Here is a 26,430-nt window from a genome sequence, read left to right as displayed (position 1 = left end):
TTGAGTGCATGGACGTCCGCTCTCGCCAAGCCCAGCTGTTTCCCGTCCTGACCCCGTTGCAGATAGAAGTAGCCAAAAGATTCGCCAGCGGAGAGCCAAAGACGTTTGGTCCTGGAGAACAGGTCTCATCGATTGGTGACCGGGAAGTCCCTGCTTGGCTGGTCCTTTCCGGGCGGCTTGATGTCTTCGGGAAAATTGGCTCCCACTCGGAGACCGCAATCGTGTCGCATGGGGTGGGCCACTTCTCAGGCGAACTCAATCAATTGTCGGGGCGGCCTGCTATGGCGGCTTCACGGGCTGGCCACCATGGTTGCGTTGCCATCCCCTTTGACGCCACGCACGTCAAGGCGCTCATCATCGGCTCGGCCGAGGTCGGCGAAATCATCATGCGGGCCTACATTCTTCGACGCGTCGCGCTGATCGACACGGGGAATTCCGGCACCGTGCTGATTGGACACGATGGAAACTCGGATTTGCGTGCCCTTCAAATCTTCCTCTCGCGGAGCGGATACCCCTACGTTGTGGTCGATGCCTCCAGCGAGGGCGAGGGTCACGATCTGGTGGAGCGCCTGGGTATCCGGAGCAGCGATCTACCGGTCATGGTTTGCCCAAACGGGACTGTCCTGAAAAAGCCCACCGACGCCGAGGTAGCATGCTGTCTGGGGATTACACCGGAACTGGACCCGGAGATGGTGTACGACACTGCTATCGTCGGGGCGGGTCCCTCAGGACTGGCTGCGGCGGTCTATGCCGCCTCTGAAGGCCTGAGCGTTATCGTCCTGGACGAACGTTCCGCAGGAGGACAAGCAGGTAGTTCTTCCCGCATCGAAAACTACTTGGGCTTTCCGACCGGCATCTCGGGCCAGGCCCTGGCCGGTCGAGCACTCAATCAGGCCCTGAAGTTTGGCGCCGAAGTTGCCCTGCCCTTGAGAATTTCTGAGATGTCACCGCCTGTTCCCGGCAGTCGGCGCGGTGGTCTAATCAATCTCCGCACGACCGACCGGCGAGCAATAATGGCGAGAACGGTCGTGGTTGCATCTGGAGCACGATATCGCAGACCAAGTATCTCGAATGTCTCAGACTTCGAGGGTGCCGGGGTGTCGTACTGGGCAACGCCCATCGAAGCAAAGTGGTGTGAGAACCGGGATATTGTCGTCGTCGGTGGGGGCAACTCTGCTGGTCAGGCAATCGCCTATTTGGCCCCCAAGGTCAGCCGTCTCCATCTGGTGATCCGAAGGGAGCTTGCGGATACGATGTCGACCTACCTGATTGAGCGGATTGCCGCCCTCCCGAATGTCGTGATGCACGTCGGATGCGAGGTAGCCTCCATATCGGGGGATGCGTCGCTTCTGGCAGTGAAGATCAGAAACTTGAAGTCCGCAAGAGAGACGGAATTCGAAGTCCGCCAGCTTTTCATGTTCATTGGTGCAGACCCTAACACCGCCTGGCTATGCCCGCACATTACTACGGACCGCGCCGGATTCATCGTAACGGGAGCTGCTTTCGATCCCTTCGTCGAACAAGAGGTGGGCCGCGCAGCTCTGGCCCTCGAAACCAGCATACCGAACATTTTTGCCATTGGAGATGTAAGAGCGGGCTCCACCAAGCGGGTGGCAGCAGCTGTGGGCGAAGGCGCGGCGGTAGTGAGCCAGATTCACACAGCTTTGGGAATTCGAGATGGCGACCGCAATCCACCTGCGTTCCTTGAGCCTTCACCCCCGCCGAACTGAACCTGAGCCTCGGAAAATTCCAGCTCCCGCTGGAAATAGGCAGTGTGTGAACCGCCGAGCCTCCTGCACGTTGTGAGGCAGGAGGAAAAGGCGATGAATGTCCAGAATGAAGGCTCCAGCAGGAATGTTCGCGACGTGGCGCCGATCGGAGCGGCCCTAACCCCCGGGCTGGTATCGTTTTGGTCGCCAAAACGGAAAAGGCTTTCCGCCGCTTCCAGGTCGCCCTTGAAGTCGAACCCATCGGCATCGTCTCTCACCCAAAGCTTCTTGACAGGCTGCGCGGGGTGAAAAGAAGCTCCGTTCGCGCTCCCCTCTCCCACTATTGCCCTCGGTCGGCCATGGCCCGCCAGAAAGTCAATCCAGCAGCTTGCGGATCGCCATGATCCCCTTCGCCGTATCCGACCAAGATTGACGCCAAATCAGCAGGCCGACGCCGAGTACCGTCGCCACGACAAACGGGAGCGGACCCAGGAACCAGCAGGCCGCCGCTACAGTGAAGTAGTACGACCTCACGCCGACGCTAAATGATCGGAGCGCCGGGTTCAGGACCAGCGTGAGCGCCTCGGTCCAGGCCGCGATGTCGCGCTCTTCTTGTCGCGACGGGCTGGCGCCGATCGCGGCCAGACAGTAGTTCAGCTGCCTCACCGCCCAGATGAAATCCGATAGCCCTCTGAGGAGTGTGGCGATGATCAGCAATACCTTGGTTTGGAAGAGCCACGCGGGGTCCTTGGCCGCGAACATAGCGATCAGGCCATTACCGTTTCCGTAGTTGGGCTCCATGAACAAAGCGCCGCTGAGGCCGACGATCACGATCAGATTTGCTGAGCCGAAGAAGGACGCGGAATTGATCGTGTGGCCCAGGATCGCGGCGTCGCCGATGAAATTGTTGTCGCGGGTCAGCGTCTCGCGCATCCACGCGGCTCGGACCCGCACCATATCTACGGACAAGCTATCGTTGGGCCGTGGCCACCCGAGAGCCAATAGCGGCTCAATCGCAATCCACACCACGATGAAGAATACAAGCGACGCGATGTTGAGCGTGTCCATTCGGCCCCCAGCCAGACTTTTTCGCACACTATCGCGGGCGTTGACGTCCTCCAAGAGGGGCCGACGTTTGAACCGCTGTCCGCTAGGGCTGCTCGCGCATCCCGGCGTAGCCTCCCGCTGATCGGCATCAATCATGTCGGTGGCAACAAGGAACGCGTCCGTCCGCTCGCGAGCTGCCTCTCTGAGCATGGCCAGCTTCGGGACGTACCCTTTTCACCTTGACAATGCCCTCGCGCGACGCTGCTCTGCAGCTACGCCTGGTTTTAGGAGGTTTCACCGCAAGCCGGCCGCACGCGCTGCGACCGGGGTCACAACTCAATATTTGGGTTATGTCTGCGGAGAGGGTTGGCGCTGTTGAGTTAGATGCTCAGGGCCACGAGTTTGGCACGGTCTGCGATCGAATCGGCTACGTGATCGAACGTCACAGCATTTGTGGCAAGTGGAGACATCTTTTCTGATAATCGGGGAATCGCGTCCCCTGTGGCATCTGATAGTTCTTTCACCCGACGGCGTACTAAGAGTAAGCCGACACCTGTCTCCTTCGAGAAAGCCTGCCAACCAGCGGCGTCCATTTCCGAAAGCGTTGCGCGTTTGCCGATTCGCATAGCCATCTTCGGAGAAAGGTCTGGATAGGTCACCGTGGATAGCAGATCGTACAGCGGAGCCATTCGCGGTCCACGATCATCATAAAGGATCGAGAAATTCTTGCCGTGCGCATCCGCATTTCCGACAATGAGATTGAAAATCGCAGCATCCAAAAGCTTTGCGATGTCCGGACCCGGCCGCTCAGATACCCGCCGCAATAACTCAAAACAATCCCTAAAGGTCGGCCCGCCCTCGCTTGCATACTTAGTTTCAGGTGGCACACCGAGCGCTTGGCAAAAGTCTTCCTGATGGATGCGGCGAACCACACCGTCGGCATCGCAGTAGCGATCGTATCGCTCGACCAAAAGGAAAGGGCGACCATTCGCGGACCTCGGTTCGACGGGAGCAACGTCGAGCCCGATTGCGGCAGCAAGCCTCATCACGAAGGCTTCACTCTCGCTGGTCCCCGGAAAGCGCGCAATTGGTGGTTTCAAGATGTGCGTAGTCGCCTGGCCTGGAAGCGGTAGAGCGACTTGGCCATCGACTAGAACAACTGGAACTTTTGATTGGGCGCCCGCAAGCGATAGCCTCAAGCCTTCCTGGCCGGCCAATAGCGGCCGTGTCGGAAGTGCGTCCAATATCCGAACGATTCCTGCCTCATCCAGAGGTGCCGTTTGCTGATCCGCAATCGGTTCTGCCCCGATAGGTTCCTGATCTTCAGGCAAAAGCTGAAGCGCGCCGGCGACGTCGCCGCCCAAGCGATCAAGAAGCGCGAAGTCGTTGGCAGGTGAAACACCCAACGCCTGCGCCGCAACAAGACGCTGGCTTTCTTCTGGCAGCAGGCCGCCGAAAAATGGCCGGCATTCACGGCGAGAAAAACGTTGTGGACGCTTCGGAAGTGAGGCCGACAGTGGAGGCGTCTTTTCGTCATCAAGCCAAGTTTCAGCGTATGCGAAGCCGATATCGCCATGCTTATCTTGGGTGAATTGCCCGACAATGCGATCACCCCACCATACATTGAGAACCCTAACCGTCATTTTCTACGTTCACCAGGGGCTAGAATATCAATCGAACAACCCAGCGTTTGCAGAACCTGCAAAACCTTTCCTATCTGAGCTGTCGGCTTGCCGGCTTCGAGGTCAACAATGAACCTTAGGCCAACTCCAGAGACCCCGGCAAGCTCGTCCTGTCGCAAGTTTTGCTCCTTGCGTGCGCTGCGTACTAGGGCACCGATATCGGCTGGACTTCTGACTTGTTTTGCCATCTTTATTTCCCGATCGGGAAAATAACAGCACATCAGCCGCCCTGTCGAGTAAAATTTTCCCGATCGGGAAAATCATGAGCGCTCGATGATCTGTGTTTGGAAAAATTTCCCGATCGGGAAATTCAGATGGAGCCGATGCGGTGCCGGGAAACCTCGGCCGATTGGAGTTATGGCCCCGCTGATTGGGAATGGCAGCGGTTCCTATCCTACTGAAAGCCTTGCAGACTAAATCACAACATCGGATTCCGATCCAGCTTCGATGGCGACAACGTCCTATCGCACGTCGGGCGCCCTCCGCTAGGCGTGACAACGGTTTGTCGCCAAATCGACCTGCTGAGTCCTCCGGTCGATGCACGACAACAGTCGCACCAAAGGATCCGAGGACATGTCCTTCAAAAGGCCGACATGAACTGGTGATCGCAAACATCTACGCTCTCGGCATCGAGAAATGGTGCGCTTTCGCCCGACATCCAATCCCCATGGTGCTGCAAGAAGGCGAGAATACTCCATCTTATCAATTGTGACGAGGTTCCTGCGCGAACTTCCCTACCGCTTCGGGACGCCTGTTTATGGCGCGAGTAGCAAGACAGTTGACTTTCTCATAGGCATCTTGTATACAACATGTCTATGAGTATGACGGTGAAGACCCTCTGGGCAAACGAAGGCGGCGACGCCGCTCAGGATGTCGTCTACGCCTGGCTGAAACAGCATGTGCTGACTTTGCCCCGTAATGAGACAACCTTCCTGACGGAGGCGCAGGTCTGTCGAGAAACAGGCGTTTCTCGAACCCCGGTGAGGGAAGCGTTTCTGCGCCTGGAAGCTGACGGTTTATTGAAGATTATGCCCAAGAAGGGCGCGTATATCGCGCCGATCACCGAGGCCGAGATTGACTCGATCATGCAGGCTCGCCGATTGGTGGAGGAGTGGTGCGCGCATCAGGCAAGCCGCTTCGGAAGAGCCCTCGCGGACGAATTGGACCGGCTGATCGACCAGCAAGACCAAGTGCGAAACGATCGTATTGCCTTCATAGAAAGCGACCGGGATTTCCATCGGGCGATCGTGAGGGCCGCGGGCAACCCAATTCTCGAGACTTTCTATGAAAGCCTTCGCGATCGCCAGGTTCGAATGGGTGTGCACGCAATCTCGGTCGGAAGTCGCATCGATGAGGTCTTGGCCGAACACCGGAGGATAGCCCAGGCCATACGTGCTGCAGAGGCGGATCGGGCGGTCGCAGCGGTGGGCGAGCATCTGGCGCGGACGCTGACCGCATTGCGTGACCCTACTTTCGGTAACTGGTCACCCGGTTCGCGAGCGATCTGACTCCTCGCCACGGCAGAGACTAAGGCAAGCAGTCATAACAGGATAAGCAATCGAATAAATTCAGTCGACATCGAGGGGCCTGAAATGGAACCAGTCTTCGACGTGAGTGCATTCAGGCAGGCGTTAGGGCAGTTTCCAACGGGAGTGTGCGTGGTCACCAGTGTGATTGGCACAGACAGGCTGGGTGTCACGATCAGTTCCTTCAATTCACTGTCGCTTGAGCCGCCGCTGATCCTCTTTTCCATCGCTCGCCGTGCCGCCGGCCTTGCCCAATGGAAACTGGCGCAGGGCTACGCAATCAACGTCCTGTCGGAAAACCAGGCGGATTTATCGATCCGCTTCTCCAAGGCACTGACGAACAAGTGGGAAGGCGTTGCCTGTGATCGAGAAACGGAGCACGGGCTCGCGCTCCCCGGAACCGCTGCCGTTTTTCACTGTGTCCCTTGGGCCGTGCATGAAGGTGGCGACCATCTTCTCTTCATCGGTCGGGTGATGTCGGTCCGGTCGTTCCGCGATCGGCGACCGCTCGTATTCAACAAGGGTCGGTATGCTGCTTTGGAAAGCGACATGCCGGACAATGCGTCTTGGCCATTGGCCATGCATTACTGAGGGGGATGACATGTTGAAGACGGGTTCACAGCATATCGAAACCCTGCGTGACGGCAGGCAGGTGTTTATCAACGGCCAATTGGCAGGTGACGTCACGGTCCATCCAGCCTTTCGCCAGACCATCCAATCGGTGGGACACCTCTACGATTTCCAAAGTGCCGAGCAAAACCGCAGCCTCATGACCTACGAGGTCGATGGCCGCGGTCCCGCAAGCCGCATCTGGCAGATGCCGGGCAACTACGTGGAACTGGTGGAGCGCCGCCGGGCACTCGAGACCTGGGCGACATTGCATTGCGGCTTCCTTGGCCGCGCGCCTGACCATGTCGCCTCCTGCTTGGCCGGTATCTGATGGGGCTCGAGGTCTTTCAGACCTACGATCCGAAGCGCGCCGCGGCGTTGGCAGACTATTATCGCTACGCCCGCGAGAGCGACCTCTACCTCACCTATGTGATCATCAATCCGCAGGCCGACCGGTCGAAGAGCGCGAGCCAGCAGCAGGACCGTACACTGACGGCCGGTGTCGTCGACCAGGACGGCGAAGGACTGACCATTCGCGGTGCAAAGATGCTTGCCACCGGCGGCATCATGGCCAATGAGGTCTTAGTCACCTGCATCCAGCCACTCTTGGAAGGTGACGAACCCTATGCAGTCTCCTTCGCGATCCCGATGAACGCATCCGGGCTGAAGATCATGTCCCGCAAGTCCTATGAGGAGCATGCGACGAGCGTCTTCGACAATCCGCTTGCCAGCCGCTTCGACGAGAATGATGCGATCCTCTATTTCGACGACGTCAAGGTGCCGTGGGACCGGGTCTTCGTCAACCAGGACATCCGCATGTGCCAGCAGCAGTTTCATGCGACGCCCGCGCATGTCCTGCAGAACTATCAGGCGCAAGTCCGTCTGATGGTAAAGATGCGCTTCCTTCTGGGTCTGGCGCATCGGATCGCCGAGGCAAACGGCATCGTCAATTTCCCGCAGGTGCGCGAGACGCTCGGGACGTTGGCCGCTCAGGGCGCGATGGTTGATGCGCTGGTGCATGCAATGGAGATCAAGGGACAGAACCGCGGCAGCTATTTCGTTCCGGATACGCATACGCTTTATTCGGCTCAGGTGCTCACGCAGAAGCTCTATCCCGACTTTATATCGTCATTACGAGAATTGGCCGGCGGCGGATTGATCATGCTGCCTTCGGGTGTTGAGGACTACGCCGACCCCATGCTCAAGGCTCTGATAGAGAAGACCCAGCAATCGCCCGCCACCAGCGCCGAGGGACGGGTGAAGCTCTTCAAACTGGCCTGGGACGCAATCGGCTCTGAATTCGCGTCGCGGCATACCCAGTACGAGATGTTTTATGCCGGTGCGAACTTCGTCACCAGAAATCACAGTTACAGAACATGCGATTGGCACTCGGGCACCCGAATGGTCGATCGGCTACTCGACTCGTACTCGCTTGAAAGCGAGCTTCAGGCTCACAAGGCGGTGGCCGCATGACCTCATCCAATGTCATTTTCAAGGAGCACCTGGAGTTCCATCAGGTGGACATGAGGCAAGGCTGGCACACTCCGCCCGGCTATCCTCCCGGCATTGAGCAGAAGTTTCTCGCCGGACGTCTCGATGAACCAAACAAAGAGGGCAACCGGACGCGATTGCTTCGCTTTTTGCCTGGCGCGCGCACCGAGACGCCGTTCGTGCATGACTATTGGGAAGAGGTCTATCTGCTCGAAGGAGACCTCATCGTCGGCGACCCATTGTCGGAAACCACGTCTTACGGCCCCCATACATATGCCTGCCGGCCACCCGGGGCTTTTCATGGACCGTTCAGATCGACGGCGGGCTGCTTGCTATTGGAAATTCATTATTACTAGAGCGCCGTTTTGATGAAACTGCTGAACCAGGCGAGACATGCAGGGGAGCCTGGTTCAGTTACGATTGGTGGCATTTGAAGGGACACGACCATCAACCATAAAAATGTCCACTAATCGTTGAGCCTGCTGAATTCGCTATTCATCAGCCGCTTCAGATCAAAGGCAGCAAGCGGGTCCTCTGGTTGCGAGAACCAGGGCGGCGAATAAAGGTACAGTTGATGCGGGTACGCCGCCCTGGATAACCCACGCGGCACTCGGATCGCTCACCATTGGCAGACGTGCAGTCAACGACGGAGAGCCCGATGTACATTCTTTTTGGTGGTGACTTCACCCGTGCGACGCTCGTTCAATGGGTTCTCGAAGAAGGAAAGATCGAATACGAGCTTAGAAAAATTAACATTCTCCATGGCGAGCACCGTTCCGCGGAATTCCTCGCCATAAATCCGGCCGGTTTGGTCCCGGTGCTGATTACCCCAGAAGGCGATGCACTCTATGAGGTCGCTGCACTTATGTTGTACCTAACTGACCGGCACCAGCTCACGGAACTAGCTCCCACATCGACCGACCCTGACAGGGGGCATTTTCTCTCCGCGATATTCCATATTGCCGGGGACATACAGTCGGAGATGAAGCGCTTCCATTTTCCTCACCGCTTTTCCCTGAGAAGCGAAGACAGCGCCGGAGTTCAGGGTTTGGCAAAGTCGCTCGTCCTCAGCCGATTGAGCGTGATGAACACCAGACTTGCGCAACGAGGTCCTTACGTACTGGGAACTCGATTTTCCCTTGCGGATTTCTATCTGTGTTTTTGGGTCGCATACCTCGACCGCAAAGCCGTATGCATGCAGCTTCCGTCGATTGCCAAGCTTTACAAAATGGTTCGCGCTCGCGCGACCGCAATTCCGTATCTCGAAGAGACCGAGAGGATGGCAGACGCCTATGCGAAGATGATGAGCCAGAATCCGAGCGGCGTCATTTCCTGAGGGAAGCCCGTCCTGTTGCCTGCTGGAATGCCAAGCGGCGTTAGGGCCTCCCCGATTCCCTACAAGCTATTCATCAGGCATGCTCACGCCATCCGACCTGCTTGTCACTTGGTCAACTGTCAATCTCGTGCTCGGACGCTTCTGACCTAACGACAGATCAAACGAAGCGAAGTTCCTCGGCGGTGACCTTTCCAGAGCGTTGGTCGCGCGCGAGTTCATAGGCAATTTTTTGCCCGTCGTTCAGTCCTCGCAGGCCAGACCGCTGAACTTCGGAAATATGTACATAAACATCTCCTGAACCGTCATCCGGCCCGATTAAGCCGTGACCCTGCTCAGCGTTGAACCACTTGACGGTACCTGTTGCCATGTCGCGTCCTCCGTGTTGAACGCCACCGTTTCCTCGGATTTCATTCATCCACTCGTTTAGGGGCGGTGGTTGCGGGAAGTACCTTTTGTCGCCAACACGGACATCCCGCTCATCTCTCCAAAGAGGAGTTTCCTTCTGACGAGTACGCCCATCACACGGGAGGCGGTCGAGAAGTTCATCTGATCCAGGGGGCCGTCCCCCTTCCAAGGCTTGGTCAGCCAGGTTTTGATTGCGTCGGCGATGTTCATCGGGAGGATGTCATTGCAATTCCGCATTGCTTCGAAGACTTGGCTGATAGGAACGATGCGACCTCCAAAAACAACGATCGGTTCGGCCAATTCGCCCTCCCATTCTTCGAAAGCATACACTGCTTCCCGGAAGGCTTCTTGAAGCGAGATTGGAGCATGTCCTGCATGCAGTTCGGGCAAGGCATTTCCCATGTCTGTCTCCTGCTAGGCTTCTAAGGGCTGCGAAGATTAAACACTACTAATATTATAGACTAACAGGCAATCATGGAAGCCCTTCGCTCCGGAAGGCTATCCTCAAAAAGACAAGTCGTTGTAGCGACTTGTTCTTTTTAACCCCCTGAGCGTTCCAGTCGGACCAGCTTTATAGTGGGCGAGCCCCTGCCCGCGATTTAGGAAATCAGGTTGCGCCCTGCGTTGGAGCAACGAGATCGTCCCGATTTCAGGTGGCTTTATCAAACCGGGGCGAGGAGCGGTTGTGGCTTTGCGTCCTCTAACGCTCAAGCCCCGTGAGCCACCATGAAGCGTTTCCTATCCAGCAAAATTGGGAACCGGGGAAAATATTTTCCTCCAGCAAAGATGATGCGACACATCTTATCTCGATAATATCTATCGTCTTTGTAGTCTTTCCAAAGATGCGAGGGACCATGAGCAACAAAGCAATGCAAATCGAGGCGGACGTGCTTGTCATTGGCGGGGGCCCGGCAGGCTGCTGGGCTGCCTGGAATGCCGCCTCAAATGGCGCAAGCGTAATCCTGATTGAGAAAGGTTACGTCGGCACAAGCGGCGCGACGGCAGCGGGCAACACAACCACGATCTACACGCGTCGGGGCAGCACGGAACGAGCGGCGACCGTCTATCAGAGACTTCGGCTTGGCCATGGCTTCGCCGAGGCCGAACGCATCGAACGCGTGCTTGATCGCACTCTGCAGAACCTCGACCTCCTGGCGGAGTGGGGTTACGACTTCCCGAGCTACGAGGATGGCCGTCCTTACCGCGGAATGCTTCGCGGTCCCGACTACCTTCGGTTCATGCGTCAGAAGCTCATCAAGGCCCGCGTTAAGGTCATCGATCATTGTCCCGTGGAGGAGCTCCTGGTTTCAGACGGAGCGGTCTCGGGGGCGGTCGCCCGCTTTCGTCGCACCGGTGAGGCGCTGGAAATACGATCGGGCGCGGCCGTCATCGCTACCGGCGGGTGCGCATTCCTAAGCGGCGCAATTGGCACCAACAATCTGACGGGCGACGGCTACCTCATGGCGGCCGAAGCGGGCGCGGTGCTTTCGGGAATGGAGTTCTCGGCACAATACGGGATCTCGCCGGCCTATTCGAGCGTAACAAAGGGCGTGGTGTATTTCTGGGGCACCTTCAGCGACGAAGCCGGCAACGTTCTTACGGCACCCGGAGACCGACAGGCCGTCGTGGCAAGTGAACTGATAAAGGGTCCCGTCTACGCCATTCTCGACAAAGCTGACGCTCGCCTCCAGGAAGGTTTCCGCAAGGGGCAGCCGAACATCTTCGTCCCGTTCGACCGGATGGGTATAGACCCCTTTACGCAGCGCTTCCCGATTACCCTTCGGCACGAGGGTACCGTCCGTGGAACCGGTGGCCTGAAGATCGACGACCGATCGACGACCACTGTGCCGGGCCTATTTGCCGCTGGCGACGCGGCCACGCGACAAGGTATGTCCGGCGCGTCGACTGGCGGCGGCGGACCGAATTCGAGCTGGGCAATCGCGACCGGCTCGTGGGCGGGAGAGGACGCCGCCAAGTTCGTGCGTTCTCTCGGTTCGGTCTGGAAGTCGAGACACGTCCGCCCTGCCAACGAGCGAGCGGCAGTTAGTGCCGCCACAGCCAATGGAGATTTGGACGCCGTCCTGGAACAAGCCAAGGAGCAAATCCTGCCGTTGGACGGAGGTTATTTCAGGAGCCACGATAGCCTTTCGGGTGCGGCTCAGAAGCTCTCCGACCTGTGGCACGACACGGCATGGCGCTCCGGTACGGTGGCAAAGGTCCGTGAGGCGGAAGCCTTGATCGCAACGGCACGCTGGGCGACCGAAAGCGCTCTGCTCCGGAAGGAGAGCCGAGGCCTTCAGCGCCGGACCGACTTCCCGGAAACCAACCCTCTCCTGGCTCGCTCGATCGACTCCGGCGGTACCGGCGAAGTCTGGGCGTCTCTCCAATCTCAGCAGCAATTGAGTGCAGCATCATGATTGAAATCGTCAGCGAGGATCGCTGCATCAAGTGCGACCTTTGTGTCGAAGCATGCCCCGACAACGTCTTCGATGCCATACCCAGCGGCATTCCTGTCATCGCGCGTCAATCCGACTGTCAGACGTGCTTTCTCTGCGAGCTCTTCTGCCCGACGGATGCGCTCTACGTCTCGCCACTATCGGAGGCGATCGAGGGCTCGACTGAGAGCGAGCTCGTGGCCCGAGGCGTCATGGGCAGCTTCCGTCGCGAGATGGGTTGGAAAAACGCAAAACCGCGCGGCACTGCGGGCGACATGAGCTACCGGATTTTCGAGACCGGAACGATTACCCCCTAACTGGAGAGACAAATGAGACGGCTTATTTCAACCTTCCTGCTGGCGGCGACCGTCATCTTTGGCGCGGCAACCGCGCACGCGGAGGACGCGCCAGCTACAATCCGCTTCGGCGACGTGGGTTTCGGCTTCGGCACCCCGTTCGGGGTCGGACTGCAGGCCATCGCCGACGCAAAAGGCTTCATTGCCGATGAGTTCAAGGGAACGCCCACAAAGGTCGAGTTCACCTATTTCACCGGAACCGGTCCGGCAATCAACGAGGCCCTCTCGAACGGACAGCTCGATTTCGCATCCTACGGCGCAGTACCGAACATCATCGGCAAGGCAAACGGCCTAGACACGGTGATCCTGGCTTCCTATGGCGGCACGACCATCTTCGGTGCCGCCCGGCCCGACCTCGAGATTAAGACGATCGCTGACTTGAAGGGTAAGAAGGTCGCGATCCAGAAGGCGACAATCATTCACTGGGGCCTCGTCACCGCGCTGAAAAACGCCGGCTTGTCAGAGAAGGACATCACGATTGTCGACCTGAAGAACGCCGACCAGCTCGCCGCTATTGCGGCGAAAAGCGTGGATGCGGTGTTTGGCGCGGACTTCCTGCTGCCGCTGGAGGACAAGGGCGTCGCCAAAATCTTCTACAAGTCCTCGGAAGCCGGCGCATCGGGGGACGGTTTCGGCGCTTTTCTTGTCACCGACAAGTTCCGCAAGGCCTATCCCGAAGCCACCCAGAAGGTGGTGACGGGTTTCGTCAAGGCGGCGCAGTGGCTTGCGGACGACAAGAACCGTGAGGAGGCCTTCAAAATTTGGTCGCGGGCCGGATCGCCGGTCGAGATCATCAGCAAGTCGAATGCGGGCAGTCAGCTCGGTCAGAAATATAATCCCCGTCTCGACGAGTTCTTCGTAGCCCGCTACCGCAGCGCAATTGCCTTTAACCGCGAGCAGAAGCTGATTCGCCGCGACGTCGATCTCGACGCCTGGGTCGACGCCACCTACGTCGACAACGCAGTCAAGACACTGAACCTTCAGTCGCTCTGGCCAGATCGCTCGGCAAGCGGCGTCCTTCAAAACTGATCGGATATCAAATGGCAACGTTCGGAGCTGAAGACGAGTTTTCTGTCGCGCAGGCGGCTCCGAACGTGCGGTTTGCAAAGGTGAAGTCCCTTGTCGGAACCGGTCTACTCGTCCTGGGCTTGCCCCTCGCGCTGCTTACGCTCTGGTGGGCGGCATCAATCAACGGCTTGGTTTCGCCCCAGGTTCTGCCCCAGCCAGACTGGGTCGTTCACACGTTTCTGGACCTACTGGTGAGCGGCGACATTCTTACTGCTGCTGCCGTGAGCTTCCGGCGCATCGCAGAAGGTTTTTTTGTCGGTGCCACGCTCGGGTTTTTCTTTGGCCTTCTCATCGGGAAATCCACGACCGCCGACGCCTACCTCGGACCAACCTTCCGGGCGCTGGCCGCCGTGCCCTCGCTCGGATGGCTCCCGGTCCTGATCTTGCTTCTCGGGATCGAAGAGAGCCTCAAGATCGTAATACTTGCCAAGGCTTGCTTCGTGCCGATGGCCATCAGCACTGCCGAGGGGGCAAGAAACATCCCAGCCGGATTGACGGAGGTCGCACAGGTTCTGGGCCTTCGTAAACGAACCCGGTTCCTCAAGCTGACTATCCCGGCGATGGCTCCGTTCATCGCGAGCGGCGTCCGGCTTTCGCTCAGCCAGGCGTTTATATCGCTTATCGTCGTCGAGATGCTCGCAGGCACCGACGGGCTGGGCTATATGATGGTCTGGGGGCGCACCCTCTTCCAGCTCGATATCGTCATCGTCGGCATGATCGTCGTCGGTGTCGTCGGCTTCGTGTTGGACATCCTCTTAAAGCGGGCCGAGTCTCTCATTATCAAGGGGAGCGGAGATGGCTGAGCGACTTCTTCGAACATCGTTTCCCCGTGGTGCGGTCGTGCCGATGACCGCGGCGGCGATATGGTGGCTTGCCTCTTCCACGGGCCTCCTCTCCGGGCCCATGGCAGTGAGCCCATTGCAGGTTATCCAGACGCCTTTCCTCGACGCTTCGGGGCGCGAACTGTGGGCGGCGCTCTTGGCGAGCATGATGCGGGTTTTCGCGGGCGGCCTCCTCGGAAGCGTGGCTGGCCTTATTCTTGGCTACGTCGCCGGCATGTACCGGGCCGCCGGACTTGGGCTTTCTCCGACAATTCACACGGTTCGTCAGGTCGCATTGTTCGCCTGGATACCGCTGCTCACCGCGTGGTTTGGCAACGGAGAAGGCACGAAGCTCGTTTTCACGGCCCTATCGACATTCTTCCCACTCTTCCTGGCGACCGAGCAAGGTATCCGACAGGTTCCCAAGCCGTTGGTCGAAGTTGCTCAGACGCTGGCTCTTCGCCCGACGACCCGCATCCTCCGCCTCTATCTACCCGCCGCCCTACCGAACATCTACGTAGGCCTGCAGATAGCCGCGCTGTCCGCCTGGATCGGCACCATAGGAGCGGAGTATGCGATCGGAAATGGTCGAGGTCTTGGGAGCTATATCGCAAGCGCCCGCGATCAATTCCGCATGGACATCGTCATCGTCGGAGTCTTCGCCCTGGCCGCAGGCGGGGTGCTTCTCGCCGCTGCCATCCGCCTCGCCAGTTTGAAACTGTCGCCCTGGAACCGAGAAAGATGATGAACGCCCTTTCCATAGAGCATGTGAGCAAGTCCTACGTCCTCGAGGGCGCGTCGCGTCCGGTGCTGAAGGACGTCAACTTCCAGGTCCGGCACAACGAAATCGTCGCGATCGTCGGGGCTTCGGGATGTGGAAAGTCCACGCTGCTCAGGCTGATTGTCGGCCTCGATGACGTTTACCGCGGCTCCATCATACGCGGCGGTCCGGACGGTTCTGCTTCCGCAAAGGTGGGTATGGTGTTCCAGGATCACCGCCTATATCCGTGGCTGACGGTCGAGGGCAACATCGACCTTGCCTTTGACAACACCAATCTTTCCGCGTCGGCCAGACGCCAGCGGGTACGGTACTACCTCGAGCTCGTCGGGCTCGGCGATTACGCCAGAGCGTATCCAAGACAGCTCTCGGGCGGCATGGCCCAACGCGCCGCGATCGCCAGGGCCCTTGCGCAAGAACCTGACATCCTCCTGATGGACGAGCCGTTCGGCGCTCTGGACTCGATTCTGAGGATGCGCCTCCAGGACGAACTGCTATCGATCTGGGAGAGAAACCGCGTCTCGATCGTCATCGTGACCCACGACGTCGAGGAGGCTCTTTACCTCGCCGACCGGGTTTTGGTCATGGAGCCCAATCCCGGAAGAATCCGAGACGTTTTCGAAGTCGGCTTGCCCAGGCCGCGCGACCGAGGCGGGTTCGGGCTTTCGGACTTGAAGAAGCGCTGTCTGTCCACACTGGTCTGAAGCAAGAAGCCAACCTCGCCGCTGATAGCCGTTTTCAGACCGCAGCGACCCGCCCGACGGAATGCGCTGGTCGATTACTAGCTATCATCCTGCGTTCGAAAGACCGCCGCGTTGACGTGCCTGAGCGCGCCATAGCTTGCGCCGGGCATCTGCCGGTTCTAAGTGCCTATACTTGCCGCCGGAAAATTTGGGCCAGTCCAGAGCTAAGCCGGTGCGAACTAGCTCGGCACCCAAATCGCGGCCATCGGGCAGGAAACATTCTGCCACCATGCGGTCGTATGACAGTTCGGGCTTGATCCGAGCGGTCACGGTCTGGCCCTTGCACAATTGAACCAGGGCCAATTTCGACCGCTGGCCCCAAGGATGATCCAGTTCGTGTGCATCTATGCCGGCAAGCCGCAAGCGAATGCTGTTAAACACGATGGTGTCCCCATCGATGACCCAGCAACGGCCCCGCAGGATGGTTTCCATTTGGGGCGACTGGGGCGGCTTGATTCCGATGGCGCGCGACGCCACCTGCTCCCGAAGGATTAGTGGTTGAAACGGTTCCGTCGTCTCACGGGGCAACTGGGGGCGGCCTCTTCCGGCAAACAGCCGCACCAGCATCCGAAGCAGTCCCATTCCCAAAGCTGTCCCCTCGATTCGTAATTGCCTTGAAGCCTAGGGACTGTCGCGACGGCATTCTTGCTTTTCGCTGCCAATCTTTTGTCGGTGAGAGCCATTCACGGTTTTCCTTTTGGAATGACCGCAACGAATGTTGTGCGAGGTTTGTACCAGTTTTGCAGATCGGCCGGGATTTCGCTTTCATCCAATTCTTCGGGCAATTCGCCGCGCTAGGGCTCCCCCATTTAATTGTCGCGCAAACCTTATGGGGCGGATTGGCACACACCACTATGGTGTGATGTGTGCCCTTTGGTTAGCGGTTGTGGCCGCCGTTTTCGCCAGCCTTGCTCTGCGCGCTATGCACTTCGTCGGCGCGGCTGCCGGGAGAAGTGGTCTGGTCGCCAGAGAAGAAACCAGAACCCGTACCGTTGCCGGATACAACGTCGCCGTTGCCCTTGGCAGCAGAGGACTGTTGACCGATGATCGAGCCCTGAGACTTTGAGTTGGTGTTGTAAGAGATAGTGGCGCCTGCAAAGGCGTGAGTGGATGCGAGTAGCGAAATAGCCCCCACAACTGCGAGAATGCACTTCACGATTTCTGTACCCCTGTTTACCCAAGTTTGCGCTGACATTCGCGCGACACCAACGTTACAAGGGATATAAATAACGAGTCCAGAGGTGTTACTTGGCGAAGACAGCCCATAAGTTGTGCCATCATGCCAAAGCTGTGGAGAAGTCCGGCTATCCTTGATAAGTTCTGTATATGGCGTGCATGTTGCTGGAGAGGTATCGAATATTGCTTCGGGAATTTCCCGCCACAACAGAGAGAATGCCGCGCAGTCATGGGAATGACCCGGCGTAACTTACTCCGCGCGGAGACAAATTGCAGTCCAGTATAGCTATCAGCACCGTTAAGACCACGGCGGTCAAGGCGGCAAATGCGACTGCAAATATGAGATTGCGTCCTAGAGACCTGACAATCGAGTGAAGGGCGTTCGGAGAGTCCGCCCCCTTCGCTGAGGAAGCAGAGATGCCAGACACGGTGTGCATTCCGACCGAACTATCACCACTTTTTTGGTCGGGCATTTTGGCCATGCTTGGTCTCCACAGGGTGAAGGTCTCTTTGGCAACTAGCAACCACAGCGCTAAAACCCAACAGGTTCTGGCTTCGCTATGGCCCCGGTGCCGCTCACGATCACCCGAGGCGATGAAAGGCCCGTTCGAGAAGCAAGCGGAGACCAGCGCTTCGCTGGATGCCCTGATTGCTGATCTGACGGCGCGTCGCTCCCAACTTTAGGAACCGAGATGAGCCATCTTTTTTGCTGTCTCAGCCGTCGCTCTAGCCTTCTCCCGCTCCGCCGGGGTGCGCGGGATCAGAAAGGCATCGCTGTGGGTCTCAGTGTCTTGGTCAATGATGACTAGGCAGAAGCTTGCACCTGCTCAGGCGTTCTGTGCCCTCCTCCCAATGTTCACCAGCAGGGCGATGATGACGGTGCCTGCGATGAAGACGAATGCTGCGGCAGCGATGGCCGGACTGATATTCTCCCTGATTGTAGAGAACATCTGACGGGCAAGGGTGCGTTGGTTAGGTCCGGCCACGAACAATGTCAGGACGACCTCGTCCAATGACGTTGCAAACGCAAAAACGGCACCGGAAATGATCCCCGGCATTGCCAGGGGAAGAGTCACGGTTCGTAATACCACGTGGGGCGCTGCTCCCATGCTCGCCGCAGCGTGCTCCAAGCGATGATCGATCCCCTGCAGAGATGCCGTCACGTTGACCACGACAAACGGTATAGCGAGAACCGAATGAGCAATGATGACGCCGAGATACGTATTGGCGAGACCGTACTGGGCGAACATAAGCTGCATCCCTACCCCCAGCACAACCGCTGGGACGACCATGGGCAGCAAGAAGACAGTACGGATGAACCCAAATAGTAACGAAATCTTCTTTCCGCGAAGGCCCAGAGAGCCAATTGTCCCGAGAATAGTAGCGAGGACCGTCGTTCCCGCACCAATAACTAAGCTATTGAGGATCGAGCGGCGCCAGGCGTCCGCCGTGAGAAGTTCGTGAAACCACCGAAAGGAGAAGCTTGGGATCGGGTAGTTGAGGAACACGCTGTTGGTAAAGGCCAACGGCAAGATTGCGATCAAGGGAGCCATCAGAAAGAAAACGACGGCTGCTCCGAAGACTAGCTTTGCGATGGTCAACGGCCTCATGTCCGAGCCTCCTCAGAAGAAAGCCGCAGATAGACGATATAGAGAAGGATCGTCGCTATCAGGAGCACCAAACCGAGTGCGCCTGCCATGCCCCAGTTCGCAGCACCCGTCGCATAGTAGGCAATGACCGAACTGATCATTTGATCCTTGGCACCGCCGATAAGCGCGGGGGTAATGTAGTAACCAAGTGCACTCATGAAGACGAGCAGCGATCCAGAGACAACACCGCGAAGCGAAAGGGGAAGAAGCACAAGGTAGAAGGAGCGGACCGGATTTGCCCCGAGCGATGCGGCCGCAGGCATCAGATTCTTGGGAATACTGATCAGCACACTGAAGATCGGCAGCACCATGAACGGCAACAGCACGTGGGTCATGGCGATCACAACCCCAACCCTGTTGAAGATCAAAGGGATAGGCCCGCTGGTCAAACCAACTGCTTGAAGCGTGGAGTTGATTAGTCCGTTGTCCTGAAGCAGGATGAACCAAGCCGCTGTTCGAACGAGAAGCGATGTCCATAGTGGCAACAGGACTGCGCCCAGCAACAACTGCCTGGTCCAGCCTGTGACTGAGGATGCGACCATTGCGAACGGCATGCCCAGCAGAATGCAGCAAATCGTCACAGTAGCGGCGGTCGTGAGCGTCCGGATCAAGGTATCCCGATTGGCGGACGTTCCTGCTGGAGCACTCGTGATCGATCCATTTACGTCCCGGGTCAAATCCACGGCGGCAAGAAGGTTGCGGTCCGTTATTGGAGAACTTGCTGCGTCTTGGATCGCAATCCAGAATGCAGGATCACTCCAGCGATTATCGATCGTCGTAAGGTCGCTAATGTTGGGGTCGGATGAAACGGCGGATTTTGTCTTACTCATCAGGGTGCGGAAGCCTGATTTGGCGCTGTTCAATCGCCGAACGAGGTCACCAAAAAGCTCGTCGTCCTGGATGCCGCGGATGTCGGCTGCAAAAGCCTTTTGAGCGTCAGCTGGAGGAGCGCTCGCCCTGTCCCACCCCTTCAATGCAGAGGCGACCGTTGGCAGAGCACGAGATGCGACGGGGTCGGATACTGCCGACTTCATCATGGTCGCGAGCGGCGCGACGAAGAAGAAGACGAGAAAGAGTGCCAGCGGCGCTACCAACAATAACGATGCGGCTTGTTTCCAGAGCCAGGTGTCCTTCATGCCACGATCCAGCATTGTTCTGGAGAGAAGGAAGCGACAACCTCATCGCCAACGCTCAGTGGCGAGGATTTACGGTTCGCCTTGACGATCAAGTCTTTCCCTTGGTTGCGAATGCGCACCTGCAGATGGTCGCCATGATAGACAATATCGGCGACCGTGGCGCTCAGGCGATTGCTGCCCGGCGCATCGGAATTGATCTCGACACGCTCGGGTCTGACCGAAACCTTGACCGGTTTGCCCACGTCGGCGATCGTCGAGGTTCGGACCTCGATATTTGCGCCGCTTTCGAGATGGACGCCCAAGACACCATTTCCGGCACTCTTGACCTTGCCCGTTAGAAGGTTCGTTTCCCCGATGAATTCAGCAACGAACTGCGTCTGTGGGTTATCGTAAATTTGTGCGGGCGTTCCGATCTGTTCGATTTTCCCGTGATTGAAGATTGCAATCCGATCGGACATGGTCAGCGCCTCCGTCTGATCGTGAGTGACAAAGACGATCGTCAAACCGAGCCTTCGGTGGATGTCACGGATGTCGAGCTGCATTTGCTCGCGAAGCTTCTTGTCAAGAGCACCGAGGGGCTCGTCCATCAAGACGACTTCAGGTTCGAATACCAACGAACGCGCCAGGGCCACGCGCTGTTGCTGTCCCCCGGACAGCTGGATCGGTTTCCGATCCTGAAACGCGCCCAACTGCACCATATCGAGCGCCTTCCCCACCCTCTCCACGATCTCAGATCTGGAGACACCCCTCATTTTCAGGGGAAACGAGACATTTTCTGCAACGGTCATGTGGGGAAACAGGGCGTAGTTTTGAAAAACAACGCCCATATTGCGCTTGTAAGGCGGCAGGCCGTCGACACGCTTCCCGCCAACAGATATCGCGCCGCTGGTCGGCTTCTCGAAGCCCGCAAGCATCATGAGCAAAGTCGTTTTGCCCGAGCCAGAGGGGCCCAGCATGCTGACAAACTCGCCCTTTGCAATCGCGAGGTCGAGATTGTCGACGACGGTCATGATCCCGAAGGATTTGCTGACTTTTTCGAATTGAATGAAGGCGTTTGTCATGTAAGCCGACTCTTCTCTAACGCGAACTGCTGAAACAGCCGTTCGACAAGGGGCCTCCGAGGAGGCCCCGCACTAATAGTTACTGACCGAGCCAAGCGTTGAATCGCTGGGTCAGTTCCTCAGAGTTATCCGTCCAGAAGTCGACATCCAAGGGAATTGCGCCCTTAAGGTTTTCTTCCGAGGTCGGGGATTCCTTCTGGTACTTCTCTGGCACGAGCTTGGAGGCGCCAAGATTTGGCAGGCCGTAAGCAATGTATTCGGGCAACTTGGCCTGGTTTTCGGCTTTGCTTGCGTAGGCAATGAAGTCCATGCCCGCGTCCTTGTTGGGAGCATCCTTCAGAATGACCCAGCTATCGATAGCGTAAACGCTGCCTGGGAACACGAAGCCGAAATGCTTGCCTTCGGAGCGGTTGATGCCGGTGATACGACCATTGTAGGCTGCTGTCATAACTACCTGGCCGGAAGACAGGAGCTGGAGGGGTTGCGCACCTGCATCCCACCAGACGATGTCTTTCTTCAGCTCGTCGAGCTTCTTGAACGCACGGTCGACTCCGCCTTCGGCGCTGAGGACCTTATAGACCTCGTTAGCCGGAACACCGTCCGCCATCAGTGCGAATTCGAGCGCATATTTCGGCCCCTTGCGAAAACCACGCTTGCCTGGGAATTTTTTGGTATCCCAAAAGTCCGCCCACGTCTGAGGTGCTTCCTTAAGCTTGTCAGCGTCGTAAGAAAGACCAGTTGACCAAACAATGTTACCAACACCGCAATCACTGACGGCTGCTGGCAGGAAGGTCTCCTTACCTCCAAGCTTCTGCCAGTCGATCTTTTCGTAGATGCCGTCCGCGCAACCAAGAGCCAATTCCTCGGACTCTACTTCGACAACGTCCCAGTTCGGCGTTCCAGCCTTAACCTTGGCCTGGAGAACACCGTACCCGCCATCCCAGCTCTCATCGAGAACCGGCTTGCCGGACTCCTTTGCATATGGTTCGAAGAAAATTTTGCGCTGTGCATCTTGGAAATTTCCACCCCAGGACACAACTGTGAGATCACGAGCTTGGGCGGCGAGGACGCCAGTCACCAATACCGTTGACGCAATGAGCGAGACTTTCAGGAGTTTCATCGGCGTTCCCTTTTGTTGGTTTGAACCTCGAACAGGAAACCACGTTTTGCCACTTTTGGAAGTGAGCCCTGGGGGCTTGGTGACTATTCTCACCGCTGGTGATCGCTGCTAAGAGGGTTAATACGTGGGCGGGGTGATGGCGCTTAGAATTTCACTCTCCCCATCGTGGACATTCCTGAATCGATGTGGAAGACGGCTGTCAAAATAGTAACCATCGCCCGGGCGCAAAATTTTCTGCTGTCCGCCCACGGTAACCTCAACTGCTCCCGACAGGAGCATGCCTGCTTCCTGGGCCGCATGGGTGAACGCTTCGCCAGAATCTGCCCCGACCGCGTAACGCTCGTGGAGCATTAGAAGCTGCCGGTTGGGATGATCGAGGCCAATCACTCGATATGAGATCGTATCGACCTTGCCAATTTCTACGAGATCTTGGGACGTGTAGAATGGGGTATACGGTAGGCTAGACTGCAAATCCGAGAAGAAACCCGGCAGCGTGGTACCCAGCGCGTCCAAGACGGCACTCAGCGTGTCGATCGAGGGACTCATCCGATCCCGCTCAATGAGGGATATCGTCGAGTGTGAGATCCCCGACCGTGCTGCAAGTTCTCTGACACCCAAATCGCGACGACGACGTAGCTCTCTGAGCTTCACCCCAATTTTTGGCATGCGATTTCCCTTTAGAATATGCGCCTTCGCTAGCATGGCATTGGTGAGCACGCACGCCTATCCACAATGCGTGCAGTCCGCGAGCCGTGGTGAAAATACTGAACACCTGTCTAGTGGGCAATTGTCTGAGTGGCTTCAGTACGGGATGCTTCGTTCCAGCACGCACATAGGAGAACCTCATGACATCGCGGCTCGACGCCCTGAAAGGCAAATTTACACGGATCAAGGAACCGAAGCGCGACGCAGTTTCCGACACTGCTTCGATTGAAAAGACGGTTAAGGAGATCATCGCTAGCGTACGTGAGCGGGGCGACGCCGCAGTGCGTGAATACTCGGTGGCGTTCGACAAGGCCGACGTCGCGAACTTCGAGGTTACCGAGGAAGAGAAGCTGAAGGCCATCGCCGATCTCGACCCGCAAACCCGCGAAGACACTGAGTTCGCCATTGCAAACGTCCGTCGGTTCGCGGAAGCTCAACTCGGAACCATCCTGCCACTCGAAATCGAAAGCCTGCCGGGCCTACACCTTGGCCACCGCGTCATTCCGATCGAGATCGTGGGCTGCTATGTTCCGGGGGGGCGTTACCCCCTCCTCTCGGCACCGGTCATGACCATTGTCCCGGCCAAGGTCGCTGGTTGTGACCAGGTAATCGCATGCCTTCCGCCGAATGCTCATCCCGCAATGATCGCAGGCTGCCATCTCGCTGGCGCGGACCGCATCTTCCGGGTCGGTGGAGCCCAAGCGATTGCGGCTATGGCGTACGGTACAGAAACGATCCCCGCAGTCGACAAGATCGTTGGCCCGGGCAACGCTTTCGTCAACGAGGCGAAGCGCCAAGTATTCGGTCAGGTCGGCATCGATCAGCTCGCTGGCCCGAGTGAAATCTTCATCGTTGCCGATGAGACGGCCAATCCTGCAACCCTCGCAACTGACATGCTGGCCCAGGCAGAGCACGACGTACGCACCCGCGTCGGCCTTGTTACAACCGACCGCAAGCTTGCAGAAGAAACAATCAAGGAAGTAGAGAAGCAGCTTCAAACTCTCTCGACAGCTCCTGTCGCCAGCGTTGCCTGGAAGGATTACGGTGAGGTCACCGTTGTCGATGATGAAGAAACCATGATCGCCTACTCGGATTACATCGCGACGGAGCACCTTCAGGTCCATACCCGTGATGCAAAAGCGACCGCTAAGAAGCTGCGCAACTACGGCTCCCTCTTCATTGGCGAACTGGCCAGCGTCGTCTACTCCGACAAGTGCTGCGGAACAAACCACACGTTGCCTACGATGGCCGCAGGCCGTTACACCGGCGGCCTCTGGGTTGGCTCCTATGTAAAGATCGCCACGCACCAGTGGCTGGATGAGCGCGGTGTTGCAGCAGTCGCCCCCGCGGCCGTTCGGCAGAGTGCCACAGAAAAGCTCGAAGGCCACCGCCGCGCGGCAGCGCTTCGCCTAAGTCCCCAGCAGCTTGCCGCAGCAACTAGGCAAGCTGATTAGGGCTGATCGCGATAATCAAATTTTGCGGCAGTGGGAGGCCGCCCGGCAAACGAAACCGGGCGACCTTTTCTTCTGAGCGAGCGCCTCATTGAATTCTGCAGTAATCGACCGCCGTCTGCGATGACATCGCGATACCGTGGCATACAGCAAGAAGCACTTAACCGAGAGAAACGTCGTAGGCAGCCACGTTGTCTTGCACGTCCCGAAGCCCTTTATAGGAAGCATGACGAAGCTTCCCGTCATCCGTCGAGGCTCGGTATTCGATCTCTGCGATAAGTGTCGGCCGGACCCAGACCAGATTTTTACGGGTGCCACTGCAAGCGACCGGCAATCTTTCCGTGACTATGCCTCCAGCAAGTCGGGTCGAGGCACTTGCCACCAGTGTGTCCACGCGAACTGACCGAACCGTGCAATCACGTAGACGACAACCGCGGTCGCAATGAGCAATTCGAAGACCGCCAGCCCGTGGGTTTGGTCGATTAGCTTCTGACGGATTTGCCAGACCTCTAGCTGATCGGCCGTCTTGAAAAGCGCCGTCGCCCCGATGACCAAGGGGAAAGTGTAAGCCGAAAACCCGGGCGAGAACGGGAGCGCAAGCAATCGTACGAACGCGACATACACAATGGCAGTCATCAGCACCGAGATTCCCATCAGCAGAATAACTGGCAATGGTTGTGGGTCGTCGACCAACGACAAATATCCTGTCAGCGACAGGCTGGCCGGGGCCGCGAGGACCGCCAGCGTCGGCATAGCTGTAACCGCAACGTTCTCCGCAAAGATGAACCTGTAAAACATTACCGGCAGCATCAGCGCGTAGATAACCATCCCGAAATACAACGCAGTAACCGCCAACAAGAACAAAGGGCCTTCGTGGGGACCTCGATAGGACACGGCGGCAACAATGACGCCGACCGGGGGAATAAACCAGCTGGGCACCATATGCGGCAGTTCGAACCGAACCGCCATTCTGTTTCTGGCAAACAATGCCAGGAAGACAACATGCATGCATAGCCCAAATAACCATAGCAACGCCCCGGCCAGATGACTGGACTGCCAGAGACTTATCGAGACAAGCATCCAAGCCATTGCATAGGTAGCAACTACACCGCCCACCACGGGATTGGCGAGGTCGCGGGAAAGCGTTTTCGGGTGAAGGACGAACCGCACGCTCAGCAGGATGAGCAGAAACGCAGCAATCACGGCACCGGTTTCGGCAAGCCCAACGCCAGGAAGCAGATTTTCCCACGACAAGCCAAGGCTCGCGATCCCAAGCGCCAGCCCTGCTACCGGCGTTGGAAAGCTTCGTATTCGTTCTCTTAGGTTTTTGAATCCATTTGCGGGCATTGTTTTGCCGCCGCTCTTGGTTGGCGCAGCCTGAGCGCAGCAATCGTAACGGTTGAGCCTATACTCTGCAAGACCTGGCGATGACGTCCGCTATGCGGCCAAGAGCGTACATTGCAACTGAAATGACGTCAGCGGAAATAGCCAACCTTCAGGGCACGAATTGCTACGGCTGATCACCTCTTCGCCAAAGTCGAACGGTGGCTTGCAGTCGCAGGTCACGAGCGTCCCCCTGCCCTTGCCAGCGACCGTGCGATGTCGACGATATCGTCGCGGCCAGCGGTTGGGTCTTCCTTGTTCCAGGCGATCCCAAGCCCGATCCTAAAGTCGATCCCGCTTACCTTCTTCAGTTCAAAGCCGCGATTGGGAAGATCAAGCGTCCATTCCGGGGCAAAGCCGATGCCAAGCCCGGCAGAGACCAGCGACACCAGCGCATAGGTGTCATCGCAGCTGAAGGCAATGTTGGCGGTGAGGTCGTATTCGGCGAACTTCTCATCGAAGTATCGTTCCGAAAAGGACAGGTTCTGCCGGTTGAAGGCGATGATCTTCTGAGTGCGCAGATCGTCGATGCTGATCTCCTCCCTGGCTGCCAGCGGATTGGCATGACCAACCGCCAGGTAGTAGCGTTCATGCGCAAGCGAGACGAAGCGCAAGGAGCCGATGTTTTCCACCGGGCGGATGAAGCCCAGATTGAGCTGGCCGGTCTCCAGGCCACGGATGATCTCGCCGGTATTGCCCGACGCGATGTGGATGCGGACATCGGGATACTTGCGGGCGATCTT

Annotated in this window: 28 protein-coding genes and 2 pseudogenes; 14 read left to right on the top strand and 16 right to left on the bottom strand. The window is 57.7% G+C overall.

Annotated elements, in window-relative coordinates; genetic code table 11:
• The first annotated feature begins 8 nt into the window (after positions 1–8).
• Entirely contained in the window at positions 9–1,730 is a 1,722-nt protein-coding gene (locus C934_RS32675) for an NAD(P)/FAD-dependent oxidoreductase (RefSeq protein ID WP_051085625.1), read from the top strand.
• A 354-nt stretch (positions 1,731–2,084) separates the two neighbouring features.
• On the opposite strand, the gene C934_RS0126950 is transcribed toward C934_RS32675, so the two are convergent.
• From C934_RS0126950 to C934_RS0126940, 4 genes and pseudogenes are all read right to left on the bottom strand, one after another.
• On the bottom strand, positions 2,085–2,777 hold the full coding sequence (locus tag C934_RS0126950) for a DUF599 domain-containing protein (protein ID WP_026372118.1): 693 nt from the start codon (positions 2,775–2,777) through the stop codon (positions 2,085–2,087).
• Positions 2,778–2,876: 99 nt separating this feature from the next.
• Positions 2,877–2,978, bottom strand: a pseudogene (locus C934_RS36530) (DUF2934 domain-containing protein); the annotation flags it as partial.
• Positions 2,979–3,136: 158 nt separating this feature from the next.
• Complete coding sequence (locus C934_RS0126945; RefSeq protein WP_018859660.1) at positions 3,137–4,399, bottom strand: type II toxin-antitoxin system HipA family toxin; 1,263 nt, start codon at positions 4,397–4,399, stop codon at positions 3,137–3,139.
• Positions 4,396–4,626: a helix-turn-helix transcriptional regulator gene (locus C934_RS0126940; RefSeq protein WP_018859659.1), complete on the bottom strand. Its 231-nt coding sequence runs from the start codon at positions 4,624–4,626 to the stop codon at positions 4,396–4,398. Before C934_RS0126940 ends, C934_RS0126945 begins: the two co-directional genes overlap by 4 nt.
• Before the next feature lie 621 nt (positions 4,627–5,247).
• Between C934_RS0126940 and C934_RS0126935 the strand changes: the two genes are divergently transcribed.
• The 6 genes from C934_RS0126935 (at position 5,248) to C934_RS0126915 (ending at position 9,400) form a co-directional block, all read left to right on the top strand.
• On the top strand, positions 5,248–5,946 hold the full coding sequence (locus tag C934_RS0126935; protein WP_018859658.1) for a GntR family transcriptional regulator: 699 nt from the start codon (positions 5,248–5,250) through the stop codon (positions 5,944–5,946).
• Between the two features lie 84 nt (positions 5,947–6,030).
• On the top strand, positions 6,031–6,555 hold the full coding sequence (locus C934_RS0126930) for a flavin reductase family protein (RefSeq protein ID WP_026372117.1): 525 nt from the start codon (positions 6,031–6,033) through the stop codon (positions 6,553–6,555).
• Between the two features lie 10 nt (positions 6,556–6,565).
• Positions 6,566–6,904: a 4-hydroxyphenylacetate 3-hydroxylase N-terminal domain-containing protein gene (locus C934_RS36245; protein WP_272481256.1), complete on the top strand. Its 339-nt coding sequence runs from the start codon at positions 6,566–6,568 to the stop codon at positions 6,902–6,904.
• Positions 6,904–8,046, top strand: coding sequence for a 4-hydroxyphenylacetate 3-hydroxylase family protein (locus C934_RS36240; protein WP_272481255.1), 1,143 nt, complete (start codon positions 6,904–6,906; stop codon positions 8,044–8,046). Before C934_RS36245 ends, C934_RS36240 begins: the two co-directional genes overlap by 1 nt.
• Positions 8,043–8,420, top strand: coding sequence for a cupin domain-containing protein (locus C934_RS0126920; RefSeq protein WP_018859656.1), 378 nt, complete (start codon positions 8,043–8,045; stop codon positions 8,418–8,420). The genes C934_RS36240 and C934_RS0126920 overlap by 4 nt, the downstream gene beginning before the upstream one ends.
• 302 nt (positions 8,421–8,722) lie before the next feature.
• On the top strand, positions 8,723–9,400 hold the full coding sequence (locus C934_RS0126915) for a glutathione S-transferase family protein (protein WP_018859655.1): 678 nt from the start codon (positions 8,723–8,725) through the stop codon (positions 9,398–9,400).
• A 157-nt stretch (positions 9,401–9,557) separates the two neighbouring features.
• On the opposite strand, the gene C934_RS0126910 is transcribed toward C934_RS0126915, so the two are convergent.
• Together C934_RS0126910 and C934_RS0126905 are read right to left on the bottom strand one after the other, a co-directional pair.
• Entirely contained in the window at positions 9,558–9,767 is a 210-nt protein-coding gene (locus C934_RS0126910) for a cold-shock protein (protein ID WP_018859654.1), read from the bottom strand.
• Positions 9,768–9,823: 56 nt separating this feature from the next.
• Complete coding sequence (locus C934_RS0126905) at positions 9,824–10,207, bottom strand: hypothetical protein (protein WP_018859653.1); 384 nt, start codon at positions 10,205–10,207, stop codon at positions 9,824–9,826.
• A gap of 452 nt (positions 10,208–10,659) precedes the next feature.
• On the opposite strand from C934_RS0126905, the gene C934_RS0126900 reads away from it, so the two are divergent.
• Genes C934_RS0126900 through C934_RS0126875 form a run of 6 tightly spaced genes read left to right on the top strand, consistent with a single transcriptional unit; the run spans position 10,660 to position 15,967 of the window.
• The gene (locus C934_RS0126900; RefSeq protein ID WP_018859652.1) at positions 10,660–12,222 is read left to right on the top strand and encodes an FAD-dependent oxidoreductase; all 1,563 of its coding nucleotides are present in this window, start codon (positions 10,660–10,662) and stop codon (positions 12,220–12,222) included.
• Positions 12,219–12,557 carry a 4Fe-4S dicluster domain-containing protein gene (locus tag C934_RS0126895; RefSeq protein ID WP_018859651.1) on the top strand — a complete coding sequence of 113 codons (339 nt, stop codon included), beginning with the start codon at positions 12,219–12,221 and terminating at the stop codon, positions 12,555–12,557. The genes C934_RS0126900 and C934_RS0126895 overlap by 4 nt, the downstream gene beginning before the upstream one ends.
• Before the next feature lie 12 nt (positions 12,558–12,569).
• Entirely contained in the window at positions 12,570–13,625 is a 1,056-nt protein-coding gene (locus C934_RS0126890; protein WP_018859650.1) for an ABC transporter substrate-binding protein, read from the top strand.
• An 11-nt stretch (positions 13,626–13,636) separates the two neighbouring features.
• Positions 13,637–14,467: an ABC transporter permease gene (locus tag C934_RS0126885; RefSeq protein WP_018859649.1), complete on the top strand. Its 831-nt coding sequence runs from the start codon at positions 13,637–13,639 to the stop codon at positions 14,465–14,467.
• On the top strand, positions 14,460–15,230 hold the full coding sequence (locus C934_RS0126880) for an ABC transporter permease (protein ID WP_018859648.1): 771 nt from the start codon (positions 14,460–14,462) through the stop codon (positions 15,228–15,230). Before C934_RS0126885 ends, C934_RS0126880 begins: the two co-directional genes overlap by 8 nt.
• A complete protein-coding gene (locus tag C934_RS0126875) occupies positions 15,227–15,967 on the top strand; it encodes an ABC transporter ATP-binding protein (RefSeq protein ID WP_018859647.1) in 741 nt (246 codons plus the stop codon). The genes C934_RS0126880 and C934_RS0126875 overlap by 4 nt, the downstream gene beginning before the upstream one ends.
• Positions 15,968–16,051: 84 nt before the next feature.
• On the opposite strand, the gene C934_RS32665 is transcribed toward C934_RS0126875, so the two are convergent.
• The 7 genes from C934_RS32665 to C934_RS0126835 form a co-directional block, all read right to left on the bottom strand.
• On the bottom strand, positions 16,052–16,588 hold the full coding sequence (locus tag C934_RS32665; protein ID WP_018859646.1) for a thermonuclease family protein: 537 nt from the start codon (positions 16,586–16,588) through the stop codon (positions 16,052–16,054).
• A gap of 295 nt (positions 16,589–16,883) precedes the next feature.
• The gene (locus C934_RS0126865) at positions 16,884–17,162 is read right to left on the bottom strand and encodes a hypothetical protein (protein WP_156828805.1); all 279 of its coding nucleotides are present in this window, start codon (positions 17,160–17,162) and stop codon (positions 16,884–16,886) included.
• An 847-nt stretch (positions 17,163–18,009) separates the two neighbouring features.
• The gene (locus tag C934_RS0126855; protein WP_018859643.1) at positions 18,010–18,792 is read right to left on the bottom strand and encodes an ABC transporter permease; all 783 of its coding nucleotides are present in this window, start codon (positions 18,790–18,792) and stop codon (positions 18,010–18,012) included.
• On the bottom strand, positions 18,789–19,967 hold the full coding sequence (locus C934_RS0126850; protein ID WP_026372115.1) for an ABC transporter permease: 1,179 nt from the start codon (positions 19,965–19,967) through the stop codon (positions 18,789–18,791). Before C934_RS0126850 ends, C934_RS0126855 begins: the two co-directional genes overlap by 4 nt.
• Complete coding sequence (locus tag C934_RS0126845) at positions 19,964–21,028, bottom strand: ABC transporter ATP-binding protein (RefSeq protein WP_018859641.1); 1,065 nt, start codon at positions 21,026–21,028, stop codon at positions 19,964–19,966. The genes C934_RS0126850 and C934_RS0126845 overlap by 4 nt, the downstream gene beginning before the upstream one ends.
• 79 nt (positions 21,029–21,107) lie before the next feature.
• Positions 21,108–22,148, bottom strand: a complete 1,041-nt coding sequence (locus tag C934_RS0126840) for an ABC transporter substrate-binding protein (protein ID WP_018859640.1) — start codon at positions 22,146–22,148, stop codon at positions 21,108–21,110.
• 117 nt (positions 22,149–22,265) lie between these two features.
• Entirely contained in the window at positions 22,266–22,814 is a 549-nt protein-coding gene (locus C934_RS0126835; protein WP_018859639.1) for a cupin domain-containing protein, read from the bottom strand.
• Positions 22,815–22,993: 179 nt separating this feature from the next.
• Between C934_RS0126835 and hisD the strand changes: the two genes are divergently transcribed.
• Positions 22,994–24,307 (top strand): histidinol dehydrogenase, encoded by a 1,314-nt coding sequence (gene hisD / locus C934_RS0126830; RefSeq protein ID WP_018859638.1) that lies wholly within the window; start codon positions 22,994–22,996, stop codon positions 24,305–24,307.
• A gap of 157 nt (positions 24,308–24,464) precedes the next feature.
• Here hisD and C934_RS35925 read toward each other — a convergent pair.
• The 3 genes and pseudogenes from C934_RS35925 to C934_RS0126820 all read right to left on the bottom strand — a co-directional run.
• Positions 24,465–24,635: pseudogene (locus C934_RS35925) on the bottom strand (non-homologous end-joining DNA ligase); the annotation flags it as partial.
• 14 nt (positions 24,636–24,649) lie between these two features.
• On the bottom strand, positions 24,650–25,651 hold the full coding sequence (locus tag C934_RS35920) for a TDT family transporter (RefSeq protein ID WP_018859637.1): 1,002 nt from the start codon (positions 25,649–25,651) through the stop codon (positions 24,650–24,652).
• Between the two features lie 215 nt (positions 25,652–25,866).
• Positions 25,867–26,430, bottom strand: a 564-nt coding sequence (locus tag C934_RS0126820; protein WP_018859636.1) for a LysR family substrate-binding domain-containing protein, incomplete at its 5' end; no start/stop codon positions are given.

Origin of the sequence: Rhizobium sp. 42MFCr.1 (genome assembly GCF_000377185.1) — a bacterium.
Taxonomy (GTDB): Bacteria; Pseudomonadota; Alphaproteobacteria; order Rhizobiales; family Rhizobiaceae; genus Rhizobium; species Rhizobium altiplani.
Note: the sequence above shows the minus strand (reverse complement) of the source record. Positions and strands in the feature narration are given on the sequence as shown.